The sequence below is a fragment of the Streptomyces sp. NPDC003635 genome, assembly GCF_053587635.1.
In genome coordinates, this window is record NZ_JBSFOK010000019.1 from 54,366 (window position 1) to 67,930 (window position 13,565).

Annotated in this window: 13 protein-coding genes; 8 read left to right on the forward strand and 5 right to left on the reverse strand. The window is 71.1% G+C overall.

Going from position 1 to position 13,565, the window contains the following annotated elements; all coding sequences use genetic code 11:
- Positions 1–35: 35 nt before the first annotated feature.
- Both ACWDRW_RS19565 and ACWDRW_RS19570 read left to right on the forward strand, forming a co-directional pair.
- On the forward strand, positions 36–482 hold the full coding sequence (locus ACWDRW_RS19565) for a PPOX class F420-dependent oxidoreductase (RefSeq protein ID WP_451724751.1): 447 nt from the start codon (positions 36–38) through the stop codon (positions 480–482).
- A 150-nt stretch (positions 483–632) separates the two neighbouring features.
- A complete protein-coding gene (locus ACWDRW_RS19570) occupies positions 633–1,061 on the forward strand; it encodes a CBS domain-containing protein (protein WP_451724753.1) in 429 nt (142 codons plus the stop codon).
- A gap of 96 nt (positions 1,062–1,157) precedes the next feature.
- On the opposite strand, the gene ACWDRW_RS19575 is transcribed toward ACWDRW_RS19570, so the two are convergent.
- Complete coding sequence (locus ACWDRW_RS19575) at positions 1,158–2,285, reverse strand: magnesium and cobalt transport protein CorA (protein ID WP_451724755.1); 1,128 nt, start codon at positions 2,283–2,285, stop codon at positions 1,158–1,160.
- A 225-nt stretch (positions 2,286–2,510) separates the two neighbouring features.
- Here ACWDRW_RS19575 and ACWDRW_RS19580 point away from each other — a divergent pair, with 225 nt between their 5' ends.
- Complete coding sequence (locus tag ACWDRW_RS19580) at positions 2,511–3,308, forward strand: methyltransferase domain-containing protein (protein WP_451724756.1); 798 nt, start codon at positions 2,511–2,513, stop codon at positions 3,306–3,308.
- Between the two features lie 241 nt (positions 3,309–3,549).
- On the opposite strand, the gene ACWDRW_RS19585 is transcribed toward ACWDRW_RS19580, so the two are convergent.
- Together ACWDRW_RS19585 and ACWDRW_RS19590 are read right to left on the reverse strand one after the other, a co-directional pair.
- Positions 3,550–4,479 carry a carbohydrate kinase family protein gene (locus tag ACWDRW_RS19585; protein ID WP_451724895.1) on the reverse strand — a complete coding sequence of 310 codons (930 nt, stop codon included), beginning with the start codon at positions 4,477–4,479 and terminating at the stop codon, positions 3,550–3,552.
- Positions 4,464–5,372 (reverse strand): pseudouridine-5'-phosphate glycosidase, encoded by a 909-nt coding sequence (locus tag ACWDRW_RS19590; protein WP_451724757.1) that lies wholly within the window; start codon positions 5,370–5,372, stop codon positions 4,464–4,466. Before ACWDRW_RS19590 ends, ACWDRW_RS19585 begins: the two co-directional genes overlap by 16 nt.
- 100 nt (positions 5,373–5,472) lie before the next feature.
- On the opposite strand from ACWDRW_RS19590, the gene ACWDRW_RS19595 reads away from it, so the two are divergent.
- Positions 5,473–5,901, forward strand: coding sequence for a VOC family protein (locus ACWDRW_RS19595; RefSeq protein ID WP_451724759.1), 429 nt, complete (start codon positions 5,473–5,475; stop codon positions 5,899–5,901).
- Between the two features lie 16 nt (positions 5,902–5,917).
- Here ACWDRW_RS19595 and ACWDRW_RS19600 read toward each other — a convergent pair whose 3' ends face one another.
- Entirely contained in the window at positions 5,918–6,472 is a 555-nt protein-coding gene (locus ACWDRW_RS19600; RefSeq protein ID WP_451724762.1) for a methylated-DNA--[protein]-cysteine S-methyltransferase, read from the reverse strand.
- A gap of 50 nt (positions 6,473–6,522) precedes the next feature.
- Entirely contained in the window at positions 6,523–7,395 is an 873-nt protein-coding gene (locus tag ACWDRW_RS19605) for a glycerophosphodiester phosphodiesterase (RefSeq protein WP_451724764.1), read from the reverse strand.
- 276 nt (positions 7,396–7,671) lie between these two features.
- Between ACWDRW_RS19605 and ACWDRW_RS19610 the strand changes: the two genes are divergently transcribed.
- From ACWDRW_RS19610 to ACWDRW_RS19625, 4 genes are all read left to right on the forward strand, one after another.
- On the forward strand, positions 7,672–8,538 hold the full coding sequence (locus tag ACWDRW_RS19610; protein WP_451724765.1) for an MHYT domain-containing protein: 867 nt from the start codon (positions 7,672–7,674) through the stop codon (positions 8,536–8,538).
- A gap of 39 nt (positions 8,539–8,577) precedes the next feature.
- Positions 8,578–10,710, forward strand: a complete 2,133-nt coding sequence (gene uvrB, locus ACWDRW_RS19615) for an excinuclease ABC subunit UvrB (protein ID WP_451724766.1) — start codon at positions 8,578–8,580, stop codon at positions 10,708–10,710.
- Positions 10,711–10,862: 152 nt separating this feature from the next.
- Positions 10,863–11,441, forward strand: a complete 579-nt coding sequence (locus ACWDRW_RS19620; RefSeq protein WP_451724768.1) for a TerD family protein — start codon at positions 10,863–10,865, stop codon at positions 11,439–11,441.
- Between the two features lie 61 nt (positions 11,442–11,502).
- The gene (locus tag ACWDRW_RS19625; RefSeq protein WP_451724770.1) at positions 11,503–13,488 is read left to right on the forward strand and encodes a TerD family protein; all 1,986 of its coding nucleotides are present in this window, start codon (positions 11,503–11,505) and stop codon (positions 13,486–13,488) included.
- Positions 13,489–13,565: the final 77 nt, after the last annotated feature.

Sequence of the window (13,565 nt, forward strand, 5' to 3'; positions counted from 1 at the left end):
TTTATATGCGCATGCATGTAACTAGGGTGGACGTCATGACGACCTCACGCGGTGATTCCCTCGGCTCTCCCGTTTCCCCCCAGTCCGCCCCTCTCTCCTTCGACGACTCCACCCGCGCCCTCCTCGACGGCAAGAACTTCGCTTCCGTCGCCACCCTCGGCCCCCACGGCGCGCCGCAGAACTCGGTGGTCTGGTTCAGACGTGAGGGCGACACCGTGCTCTTCTCCTCCCTCGACAACCGTCAGAAGGTCCGCAACCTCCGCCGCGACCCCCGTATCAGCCTCTCGGTCTTCGACCTCGCCAACCCCTACTCCTCCGTCGAGATCCGCGGCACCGCCGAGATCCTCCCCGACGAGGGCAAACGGCTCCCGCACGAGCTCTCGCACAAGTACCTCGGCATCGACCCGCCGGCCGAGAAGGACGACGAGGTCCGGGTGATCGTCCGGGTCGTCCCGCACAAGGTCGTCCGCTTCTCGGCCTGAACCCCGCCCCGGGCCTCCTGAGCCTCGCCCGGCGAGCGGGCGGCCCCGACCCTGAGGTGCGCTCGTCTCCCGGCGCGGCGAGAATGTAGGGCGCCGGGACTAGCGGTGCGCCCTGCGCCGCGCCGGCCGTCCGGCAACGGGAGGTACTCCATGACCACTGCCGGAGACATCATGCACCGCGGTGCCCAGTGGATCCCGGCACACGAGACCCTGGACCGCGCGGCCCAGCTGATGCGCGACCTCGGCGTCGGCGCCCTGCCCATCGGCGACTCGAACGACCGGCTCTGCGGCATCCTCACCGACCGCGACATCGTCGTCGGCTGCGTGGCCATGGGACATGACCCGGCCAAGGTCACCGCCGGCGAGATGGCCCAGGGCACACCCCGCTGGATCGCCTCCGACGCCGACATCGGCGATGTGCTGCGCGAGATGCAGGACCACCAGATCCGCCGGCTCCCCGTCATCGAGAACAAGCGCCTGGTCGGCATGATCAGCGAAGCCGACCTGGCCCAGCACCTGACGGAGGATCAGATCGCCTCCTGGGCCGAGAGCGTCTACGCGCGGACCTCGGGACGCTGACCCGACGGTTTTCGTCCCGAGCCGTTTCGGCCCGACCGACCGACCGACCGACCGCCCGGTCCGGGCCCCCCGCCCTCCCGAGGCGGGGGCCCGCCCTCACAGCCAGCCGTTGCGCCGGAAGCCGCGGTGCAGCGTCAGACAGGCCACGGCTATCACCCCTATGACCAGCGGATACCCGAACTTCCAGTGCAGCTCCGGCATGTGCTCGAAGTTCATGCCGTAGACCCCGCAGACCATCGTCGGCACGGCGACCAGCGCCGCCCACGCCGTGATTTTCCGCATGTCCTCGTTCTGCGCCACCGTGACCTGCGCGAGGTGCGCCTGGAGGATCGAGTTGGTCAGTTCGTCGAAGGACGCGATCTGCTCCCTGACCCGCAGCAGATGGTCGGATACGTCGCGGAAGTACGCCTGTATCTCCGGGGCGACCACCCGTATCGGCCGGGTGGCGAGCTCGTCCAGCGGGCGGGCCAGCGGCACCACCGCCCGCTTCAGCTCCAGCAGTTCGCGCTTGAGCTGGTAGATCCGGCCCGGGTCGACCCGGGCGCCGGACTCCGCGAACACATCCGTCTCCACCTGGTCGATGTCCGCCTGCACCGAGTCGGCGACGCCCAGATACTCGTCCACCACATGGTCCGCGATGGCGTGCAGCACCGCCGCCGGGCCCTTGGCGAGCTGCTCGGGCGTGGCCTCCAGCTCCTCGCGCAGCGGCCCGAGCGAGCCGTGCCGGCCGTGCCGCACGGTGATCACGAAGTCCTCGCCGGTGAAGACCATGATCTCGCCGGTGTCCACCACCTCGCTGGTGGCCGTCAGTTCCTCGTGCTCGACGTAGCAGACCGTCTTGAACACCGCGAACAGCGTCTCGTCGTAGCGCTCCAGCTTCGGACGCTGATGGGCCTCGATCGCGTCCTCGACGGCCAGCGGATGCAGTTCGAACAGCTCCGCGATGCCCGCGAACTCCTGGTCCGTCGGCTCGTGCAGACCGAGCCAGACGAAACCGTCGCCGTACTTGCGTATCCGCTCCACGGTCTCGACCAGATCGCCGCTCGCGGGGATCCGTACCCCCTCGCGATAGCTCACGCAGTTCACCACGGAGGAGCCCAGCGGGGAGCGGGCCGGGTGGCTCAGGTCGACGCGCCGGCGCCGCCGCGCCAGTCGCGCGACCTTGCGCAGCCCGCCGACCCTGCCGAGGCTCGTGACCTTCCGCAGATTTACCGCCATGGACATCTGGATCTCCTCGCGTGGATCTCCTCGCGCCGTTCTCCCGCGCTGGTCGCGCCAGTCTGCCAGTTCGGCGTGAGAGCCGGGTAAGCCTGTGGGAACAGGGCGTTCCGCTTGGTTCCCGGCTGTGGACAAGCCTTTCCCGCCGGGTCCCTTTCACTCGTCTCGCGAACGGGGAGCGGGTGCGCGTCGCCCACTCCGGACAACACGGACACCTGGGATGATCGCGGCATGACGCGATCCGACGGGTATCTCCTGGACAACCGGCAGAGCGAAGCCGGCGAACGTTTCGACGCCTTCGCCACCCTCTTCGATCCCACGACCTTCCGGCACTTCGAGGCCTTCGGCATCGGCTCCGGCTGGCGCTGCTGGGAGGTCGGCGCGGGCGGCACCTCGGTGGTGTCATGGCTGGCCAAGAAGGTCGGCCCGACGGGACGGGTGGTGGCGACCGACATCGACACCTCGCGGGTCGCCGCGGCCGCCCGGCCGCCGGTCGAGGTACGGGTCCACGACGTGGGGACCGAGGGGGCGCCGGGGGAGGGCTTCGACCTGGTGCACGCCCGGCTGGTCCTCGTCCATGTCCCCGACCGGGAGCGGGCGTTGCGGTCGATGATCGGCGCCCTGCGGCCCGGCGGCCGGATCCTGGTCGAGGACGCCGACCCCGCCCTGCAGCCCCTGGTCTGCCCCGACGAGTACGGCCCCGAGGAGCAGTTGGCCAACCGACTGCGCCAGGGCTTCCGCAAGCTGCTCGCCGACCGCGGCGCCGACCTCTCCTACGGCCGCAGGCTCCCGCGGCTGCTGCGGGAAGCGGGGTTGCAGCGAGTCCAGGCCGACGGGTACTTCCCGGTCAGCTCGCCCGCCTGCGCCGCTCTGGAGTCGGCAACGATCCGCCAGGTCCGCGAGCACCTCGTCTCCGCGGGTCTCGCCACCGACCACGACATCGACCAGCACCTGGCCAACGTCGCCTCGGGCCGCATGGACCTGGCCACGGCCCCGATGATCTCGGCGTGGGGCCGCAAGGGGAGCTGAGGAGCGCCGGCGGACCGGGTACGACCCTCCCTAGGACGTCGACAGGTCCGCGCGGCCGTCCCGTTGGCGTCGGCGAGTCGTACGGCTCTCCCGAGGACGTCGACAGGTCCGCACGGCCGTCCCGAGGGCGTCGGCGGTCCTACGGCCGTCCCGAGGGCGTCGGCGGTCCTACGGCCGTACCGAGGGCGTTGGCTGTCGTACTGCCGTACTGAACAGCCGGGCCCGGCCAACGGCCTCTCCGTCAGTCCGCCCCCGGCGGCCGCCCGCCCAGTCGTTCCACCGCGACCGCCCCTGCCCGGCACCCCTCCCGGGCCGCCTCCTCCGGTTCCGCGCCCTTGAGCAGCGCGGCGAGGAACGCGCCCGTGAAGGCGTCTCCCGCCCCCGTGGTGTCGGTCGGGTCCGTGGGTTCCGCCGGCACCCGGGAGTGCACCATTCCCTCCCGCGCCACCAAGGCGCCGGCCGCCCCCTGCTTGACCACCACCAGCGGGATCCGGCGGCTCAGCTCGGCCGCCGCGTCCTCCGCGTCGGACGCTCCCGTCAGCAGACACGCCTCGTCACGGCTGGGCAGCAGCACGTCCACGCCCTCGACGAGCCTCAGGAAACGGTCCACGCCCAACTCGACCAGGAACCCCGCCGAGGCGGGGTCCAGGCTTACCGGCACGCCACGCGCGCGTGCCGACGTGAGCGCCGCGGCCACCAGCGCGCGGCTCGGCTCGGAGAACAGCAGATAGCCCGACAGATGCAGTCGGGCGACGCCGTCGAGCAGCGCGTCCGACCAGTCGCCGGGGTCAAGCCGCAGTGAGGCGCCGCTGTCGGTCAGGAAGGTGCGCTCGGCCGCCGCCCCGGTGTCGACCAGGCAGATCACCGTGCCGGTGGGAGCCTGCGGATCGATGACCAGAAGGGGTCGCACCCCGCAGGCGGACAGCTCCCGCTCGTGCCACGCCGCCGCCTCCGCGCCCACCCGGCCGAGCAGCCGTACCTCCGCCCCCGCGCCGTACGCCGCCCAGCAGGCCACATTGGCGCCCGCCCCGCCCGGCACCGTACGGATCACGGCGGCCGTGTCCGTGCCTGAGGCGAGTGGACCCCGGTGCCGGGCGATGACGTCCGTGACGACATCGCCGACGACCAGCAGGGCTCCGCCGTCCAGCTCCGCCGTCACGCCCGGGCCCAGGCCGCCGCGATCCGTGCCGCCAGCCGTACGTTGCCGCGCACCGCCGCCAGATTGGCGGTCAGTGAGGCACCGTCGGTGTGCCGTACCAGGTAGTCGAGCAGGAACGGGGTGACCGCCTGCCCGGTGACGCCTTCCTCCTCGCACGCGCGCAGCGCGCCCGCGAGTACGCGCGCGTGCAGATCCGGATCCAACTGCTCGGATTCCGGTACGGGATTGGCGACGATCAGCGCCGACTCGGGTCCGCCGACGCCGTCCTGAGCCCGCATCACCTCCGCCACCTCCTCCGGGGAGTGAAGCGTCCAGTCCACGGGATGGCCGGAGTCCGACAGATAGAAGCCGGGAAAGCGGTCCGTGTCGTAGCCGGCCACCGTGACACCGAGCGTCTCCAGCCGCTGGAGCGTGGCCGGCACGTCCAGGATCGACTTCACGCCCGCGCAGACCACGGTGATCCGGGTGCGCGCCAGCAGCCCCAGGTCCGCCGACTCGTCCTGGGTCACCGTCCACTCCCGGTGCACCCCGCCGAGCCCGCCCGTCGCGAACACCCGTACGCCCGCCAGGGCCGCCAGCAGGGCCGTCGCCGACACCGTGGTCGCCCCGCTCGCCCCGGCCGCCACGGCCGGCGGCAGATCGCGGTGGCCGAGCTTGCGGATCCCTTCCTCGTTCGCGATCCGCTCCACCTGCTCCTTGTCCAGGCCGACATGGGGCTTTCCGTCGAGTACGGCGATGGTGGCGGGCACGGCGCCCTCCCGCCGCACGACGTCCTCCAGCTCCAGGGCCACCTGGAGGTTGCGCGGGCGCGGCAGCCCGTGCGCGATGATCGTGGACTCCAGGGCCACCACGGGTCGGCGCGCGTCAATCGCCTCCCGCACCTCTTCCGACACCACCATCACCACGCGCCTGCCTCCTGTCCGTCGGTACTCCCTCATCTCTGGCGGGCGCGGTGCCCGGCCAAACCACTTGCGGGCTGTGGGAGACGACACCAGCCTGGGACGCATGACCGAGCACACCGCACGTCTCGACCACGTCGTCCTCTGGGTGCGCGACCCGATCGCCTCGGCCGAGTTCTACGAGAAGGCGTTGGGCCTGGAGCCCGTGCGGCTCACCGACTTCGCCGCCGGGCAGGTGCCCTTCCCGTCCGTCCGCCTCAACGACGAGACCATCCTCGATCTGATGCCGCGGACCATGGCCGAGCGCATGAAGATGCTCCCGGGCGCCGTGGAGAGCGCCGGGCACCCGGTCAACCACGTCTGTGTCGCCCTGCCCGCCCACGCCTTCGACGCGCTCCGCACCCGCCTGGAGGAGAGTGGGGTGCCCGTCTCGGAGATCGGCCACGACTCCTTCGGCGCCCGCGGCCTCGCCAAGCGCACCTTCTACTTCCGCGACCCGGACGGCAACGTCCTCGAGGCCCGGCACTACGACTGACGGGGGTTGGCGATCCTCAGAACAGCGGCTCGGGCAGCACGCCTTCCAGAGCGAGCAGCTTCCGCTTCGTCTCCAGGCCGCCCCCGAAGCCGCCGATGCCGCCGTCGCGCTCCACGACCCGGTGGCAGGGCACGACCACGGGCAGCGGATTGGCGCCCATCGCCATGCCCACCGCCTGGGCGGCGCCCGGCTGACCGACCCGCCCGGCGAGATCGCCGTAGCCGACCACCGAGCCGTACGGCACGCCGGCGGCCAGCTCGCGCAGGACCTGCCGGTTGAAGCCCGAGATCAGCGTCCAGTCCAGGGGCAGCTCGAAGTCGTGTCGCTCACCCGCAAAGTAGGCCTTCAGCTGGCGTATCGCCTCGGCGAGGACGGGGGAGTCGGGTGCCTCGACGACCTCGCCGCCGAGGCGCGAGGCGAGCCGGTCCAGTGCCTTCTCGCGCACCGCGTCGGTGGCGTGGAACACGACGTTGACCAGGCCCTCGCGGGTCGCGGCCAGCAGCAGCGGACCGATGTCGGTGCCGACGACGGTCCACACGACCCGCTGCTCGTACTGCCCATGGCTGTCCATGCGTCCCACCGTACGGCGAGGCACTGACAACGCCGGGCTCCCGCCTTCCGTCAGCTCCCGCCGACGGCGTCCCGCACCACGTCCGGCTTGTTGGTGATGATGCCGTCGACCCCGTACCCGGCGGCCCGGCGGGCGGCGGTCGCGTCGTCGACGGTCCAGGTGAAGACCTCCAGCGGCTTGCCGTGCGGTCCGGTGAAGGCGTGCACGGCGGCCACGTAGCCCGTGGAGACCGAGCCGTACGAGGGGTTGATCTGATCGGTGAACTCGGCGTACCCGGGCAGGTCGGCGACGGGCGGGGTGCCGAGGAGCCCGGTTTTGACGGCCGGCTTCAGGTCATGGACGGTTCGCACGCTGTCCGCGCTGAAGCTCTGCACGATCAGCCGGCCGAGGTGGGCCCGGTCGAGCCAGCCCTCGTTGCCGAGCACCTTCAGGGTCTGCCGCTCGATGCCCGGGTACAGGGCGGGGTTCTTGATCTCGAGGAGCAGCTTCTGGTGGTGCAGCTCGACGCGGTGCATGTACTGCTCCAGGGTCGGCACGCGCGCGCCCGCGTAAGCGGGGCCGAACCAGCTCCCGGCGTCCAGGCGGGCGATCTCCGCCGCCGTGAAGTCCTTCACCTTCCAGGGCGCCCGGCCCGGGAAGACCTCCTCGACGTCGGTGGTCCGCCTCAGGTTGTCGTCGTGGACCACGACCAGCTCGCCGTCCTTGGTGCGCTGCACGTCGTTCTCGACCCAGCGGATGCCCAGCTCGGCCGCCCTGTCGACGGCCGCCAGTGTGTTCTCCGGCGCGTGGGCCGAGGCGCCTCGGTGGGCGAGGACCGTCGGCGGCGGCACCGCGGCGCCCGCCGGGGCGTCGGCGGTCGGCAGCAGGAAGGCGGCGGTGCCCAGGAGCGCGGTGGTCGTGGCGGCAACTGCGCGCGCGTGCATGCGTACTCCTTCTGTCGGGGTCACGGACAGCACCACTGTGACAGCAGAGCGTCAACGGCAGCGGATTGCAGAATGGCCATGGATTGAATGGGGTGCCCAAGTCCGTTCACCACTGCCGCACAACTGGGGCAGGGCCGTGTTTCTTTGCCGGAAAATCGTTCGACCATTCCGGTGGGAGTCATACTCTCTGCCTCAACCCTGACCGCCCGGGCGGTCCTGGGAGGGGGCGCACATCAGCACATTCCAGGACGCAAGAGGGCGGAAGGACAGCCGCGCATGCAGGGCACGGTCGACGGATTCAGCTACGGCCTCGTCACACCGCTGGTGGCCTACCTCATGGCCTGCCTCGGCGGCGCCCTCGGCCTGCGCTGCACCACCAGGGCGATGCTCGTCACGCGCTCCTGGCGCCCCGGCTGGCTGGCCCTCGGCTCGGCGGCCATCGGGTCCGGCATATGGACCATGCACTTCGTCGCGATGATGGGGTTCAGCGTCAAGGAGACCCCGATCCAGTACGACAAGCCGATGACGTTCGCGAGCCTCGCGGTCGCCATCGTGATGGTCGGCGTCGGGATCTTCATCGTCGGCTACAGGGGCGCGCGCGGCACCGCCCTGTTCACCGGCGGCACCATCACCGGTCTCGGCATCGCCTCCATGCACTACCTGGGCATGGCCGGCCTGCAGCTCAACGGCAAGCTGGAGTACAACACCCTCACCGTCGCCGCCTCCGTCGCCATAGCCATGGCCGCGGCCACCGCCGCCCTGTGGGCAGCCGGGCAGGTCAGGGGCTTTCTGTGGAGCGTGGGCGCGAGCCTCGTGATGGGGCTCGCCGTCAGCGGGATGCACTACACCGGCATGGCCGCCCTCAGCGTCCACCTGCACCACTCTCAGGACATCACCACCGGCGACTCGCCCGCGGCCCTCCTCGCGCCCATGATGATCGGCCCGCTCGTCTTCCTGTTGCTGGCGGGAGTCGTCGTGATGATCGACCCGCTGATGGTCATGGGCAAGCCCGACCTAGCGCCCGTCGACGACAAACCCGGAATCCCGGCCCACGGCGCCGTCGCCCACACCGCCCGCAGGCCGCAGCTCCGCCCCCGCCGCACCCTCGGCGAACGCCGCTCCCGCGCCCCCCAGAACCGCTGACCGGACCGCGTTGTCAGTGGTGGGTCGTACGGTGGATCCATGCGGCCCGTTTCCAGCATCGAACGCACGGTGGCGCCCTTCGAGGTCGTCAGCCCCTACCAGCCCAGCGGCGACCAGCCGCAGGCCATCGCCGATCTCGCCCGGCGCATCACGGCAGGCGAGAAGGACGTCGTCCTGCTCGGCGCGACCGGCACCGGCAAGTCCGCCACCACCGCGTGGATGATCGAGCAGCTCCAGCGCCCCACCCTGGTCATGGCGCCGAACAAGACCCTGGCCGCCCAGCTGGCGAACGAGTTCCGGGAACTCCTGCCGAACAACGCCGTCGAGTACTTCGTCTCGTACTACGACTACTACCAGCCCGAGGCCTACGTCCCGCAGTCGGACACCTACATCGAGAAGGACTCCTCGATCAACGAGGAGGTCGAGCGGCTGCGCCACTCCGCCACCAACTCACTGCTCACCCGGCGTGACGTCGTCGTGGTGGCCTCCGTGTCCTGCATCTACGGCCTCGGTACCCCGCAGGAGTACGTGGACCGGATGGTCCCCCTCAAGGTCGGCGAGGAGATCGACCGCGACCAGCTGCTGCGCCGCTTCGTGGACATCCAGTACACGCGCAACGACACGGCCTTCACCCGCGGCACCTTCCGGGTGCGCGGCGACACCATCGAGATCTTCCCGGTCTACGAGGAGCTGGCCGTCCGCATCGAGATGTTCGGCGACGAGATCGAGGCGCTGTCCACCCTGCACCCCCTTACCGGCGAGATCATCAGCGACGACGAGCAGCTGTACGTCTTCCCGGCCTCCCACTACGTCGCGGGCCCCGAGCGCATGGAGCGGGCCGTCAACGACATCGAGAAGGAGCTGGGCGAGCGCCTGGCGGAGCTGGAGAAGCAGGGCAAGCTGCTGGAGGCCCAGCGTCTGCGCATGCGCACCACGTACGACATCGAGATGCTCCGCCAGATCGGCACCTGCTCGGGCGTGGAGAACTACTCGATGCACTTCGACGGCCGCCTGCCCGGCTCCCCGCCGAACACCCTGCTCGACTACTTCCCGGACGACTTCCTGCTCGTCATCGACGAGTCGCATGTGACCGTGCCGCAGATCGGCGCCATGTACGAGGGCGACGCCTCCCGCAAGCGCACCCTGGTGGACCACGGCTTCCGGCTGCCCTCCGCCCTGGACAACCGCCCGCTGAAGTGGGAGGAGTTCCAGGAGCGCATCGGTCAGACCGTCTACCTCTCGGCCACCCCGGGCCAGTACGAGCTCTCGCGTTCCGACGGCGCCGTCGAGCAGATCATCCGCCCCACCGGGCTGGTCGACCCCGAGGTCGTCGTCAAGCCGACCGAGGGTCAGATCGACGACCTGGTGCACGAGATCCGCGAGCGCACCGAGAAGGACGAGCGGGTCCTGGTCACCACGCTCACCAAGAAGATGGCCGAGGACCTCACCGACTACTTCCTGGAACTCGGCATCCAGGTCCGCTATCTGCACAGCGACGTCGACACCCTGCGCCGCGTGGAGCTGCTGCGCGAGCTGCGCGCGGGCGAGTACGACGTCCTGGTCGGCATCAACCTCCTGCGGGAGGGCCTCGACCTGCCCGAGGTGTCCCTGGTGGCCATCCTCGACGCGGACAAGGAGGGCTTCCTGCGCTCCGGCACCTCGCTGATCCAGACCATCGGCCGCGCGGCGCGGAACGTCTCCGGACAGGTCCACATGTACGCCGACAAGATCACCCCGGCGATGGAGAAGGCCATCGACGAGACCAACCGCCGCCGGGACAAGCAGATCGCGTACAACAAGGCCCACGGCATCGACCCGCAGCCGCTGCGCAAGAAGATCAACGACATCGTCGCGCAGATCGCCCGCGAGGACGTCGACACCGAGCAGCTGCTCGGCTCCGGCTACCGCAAGTCCAAGGACGGCAAGGGCGCCAAGGCCCCCGTGCCCTCGCTCGGCGGCAAGGCAGCCAAGACCAAGACCAAGGGCAAGGCCAAGGAGACGGTGCCCAGCGACCGTCCGGCGGCCGATCTCACCGAGCAGATCGAGGAGATGACCGCGCGGATGCGCGCCGCCGCGGCCGATCTGCAGTTCGAGATCGCGGCCCGGCTGCGTGACGAGGTCTCCGAGATGAAGAAGGAGCTGCGCCAGATGAAGGAGGCGGGCCTGGCCTGACGGGACGGGGGTGACCGCGCGGAGGCCCGCAGTGTTGCAAGACCGACACAAAGTGCGGACCTGGGTTAGGCACTGTCAGTGCCCCTGCGTAGGGTTCTCGTCATCCGCGGACTCCGCGGCAACAGGGGACAGTTCGAGAGGGGAATCAGCGCGTGACCGTCAACATGACCAAGGGTCAGGCCATCAGTCTGCAGAAGAACGACGGCGGCAGCCTGACCGCGGTGCGCATGGGTCTCGGCTGGCAGGCGGCCCCCCGGCGTGGCCTGTTCGGCTCGCGCACCCGGGAGGTCGACCTGGACGCCTCCGCCGTCCTGTTCGCCGACAAGCAGCCGGTCGACGTCGTCTTCTTCCGCCACCTGGTGAGCGACGACGGCTCGGTCCGGCACACCGGTGACAACCTGGTCGGCGGTGTCGGCCAGGGCGGCGACGACGAGGCGATCCTCGTCGACCTGCAGCGCATTCCGGTGCACATCGACCAGATCGTCTTCACCGTGAACTCCTTCACGGGCCAGACCTTCCAGGAAGTGCAGAACGCCTTCTGCCGGCTGGTCGACGAGACCAACGGCCAGGAGCTCGCCCGTTACACGCTCGCGGGCGGCGGCGCCTACACCGCCCAGATCATGGCCAAGGTGCACCGCACCGGCCCGGGCTGGACGATGACGGCCATCGGCACGCCCGCCAACGGCCGTACCTTCCAGGACCTGATGCCGGCGATCCTGCCGCACCTGTAGGTCCACCGGCGAGCAGCACACTTCCCGACACGACACACAGCGACACAGGGGGACGAAGGCGATGACGGCCGAGCTGGTGCGGGGGCAGAACCACCCGCTCTCCCAGGCCCGTCTCGAGATCCGGGTCTCGGCCGGCGCGCCGATCGTGGCGGGTGCCACGCTCAGCGACGAGAACGGCAAGGTCCACGGCGCGGAGTGGGTGGCCCATCCGGGCGCGCCCACCCTGCCGGGTCTTGAGGTCTCCCGGCAGGCGGCCGCCGACCATCGCCTCGCGGTGGATCTGGACGCCGTGCCGGAGGCCGTGCACCGGGTCAGTGTGCTGCTCGCCCTACCCACCGGCGTGGGGGGCCCGGTCCGCTTCGGCGCGGTCGCCGCCCCCTTCGTCGCGGTCACCGGCCTCGACGGCACCGAGGTGGCCAGCTACACCATCACCGGACTCGACGCCGAGTCGGCCGTCGTCGCCCTGGAGCTCTACCGCCGCCAGGGCGCCTGGAAGGTGCGCGCCATCGGCCAGGGGTACGCGGGCGGACTCGCCGAACTCCTCGCCGACCAGAACCTGCCCGAGGCCGGCCTGCTGGCGAGCGGCATCAACGACGCGGTGGCCCAGGGCGTCGCCCGGTCGGTCCCGGCGCCACCCCAGAGCGACCGCTCCCGGCAGCCCGCCGCCCCCGGCCCCGACCAGGGCGGTTCCGCGCCCACCGCGCCGTACGGCACCCAGGGCGCCTCCGCCGCCGTACCGCCGCCGCCCGCCACGCCGCCCTACGGGGGACAGCCGCCGCAGACCCCCGCCTACCCGGCGGCGCCCGCCGATCCGCCCACCTCCGGTGGTATCGACTACAGCCATCCGCGCCGGCGTAACACCGCTCCGCCGCCGCCCGCCCCGCCCGCGGCCCCCGCCCAGCCGGGTCAGCCCGGGCAGCCCGTCGCCGGCGACGCCACCGGCTGGTCCATGGACGAGCGGCTCTACAACCAGGTCTGGGGCATGTTCGAGGACCTGGCCCGGTCCACGGCCGCCTACCGCAGCGCCGTCGACTTCGCCGACTCGCGCATGGAGAAGGAGCTCGACCAGGTCCTGTCCGATCCGCGCAGCCGGATCGGCGGTCAGGGCGACGCCGCACGCGAGGCGGCCCAGGCCAAGCACGCCCAGCTCGTGGACCAGGCGCGGGCCACCCTCGACCGGGACCTCGCCCAGCTCACCGCCGAGTGCGAGGTCGTCGAGCCCGCGCTGCCGCCCGCGTACGCCCGCTGGGACAACCCCGTCTGGCACGCCTACCGGGTGCCGATGGAGACGCCCATGGCCCTGCGGCTGGGCGATCTGCACCTGCCCGAGAGCGAGCCGCTGCGCATACCGATGCTGGTCCGGCTGCCGCTGGAGCGCGGGCTGTGGATCGACAGCGGAGCGCCCGGATCGATCGACGGCGCCTTCCACGACTCGCACGACCTGCGCCGGCTCGCCCTGGAGGCGGCCGTGGCGCACGCGGCCCGGCTGCTCGCCGTCTATCCGGCGGGCGACTTCACCGTCCACGTCGTCGACCCGGCCGGCTCCGGCGCCCAGGCGCTCGCGCCGCTGGTGCAGACCGGCGTGCTCGCCTCCCCGCCGGCCGTCGGGGCGGCCGGGGTGACGGAGGTGCTCGGCAGGCTCACCCAGCGCGTCGACCTGGTGCAGATGGCGGTGCGCGGCGGTGCGTCCGAGTCGCTGCCGCCCGGCTTCGACACCTCCGAGCAGCTGCTGATCGTCAACGACTTCCCGCACGGCTTCGACGACCGGGCGGTGAACCAGCTGCGCTATCTCGCGGACGAGGGCCCGTCCGTCGGCGTCCACCTGATGATGGTGGCCGACCGGGAGGAGGCCAGCGCCTACGGCCCGTTGCTGGACCCGCTGTGGCGTTCGCTGCTGCGACTGACCCCGGTGCCCGAGGACCACCTCGCCGACCCCTGGGTGGGACACGCCTGGACGTACGAGCCCCCGCTCGCGCCGCCCGGCAGCGAGGTGCTCCAGCAGGTGCTCGCCCAGGTCGCCGCGGCCCGCCGCAACTGGAACCGGTAACCCTGATCTGGTCTTTACAAAGCAACCGTAAAGTCATTCTGACCTGCGGTTTTGGCTCTCCTTTTACTTAGCTCTTT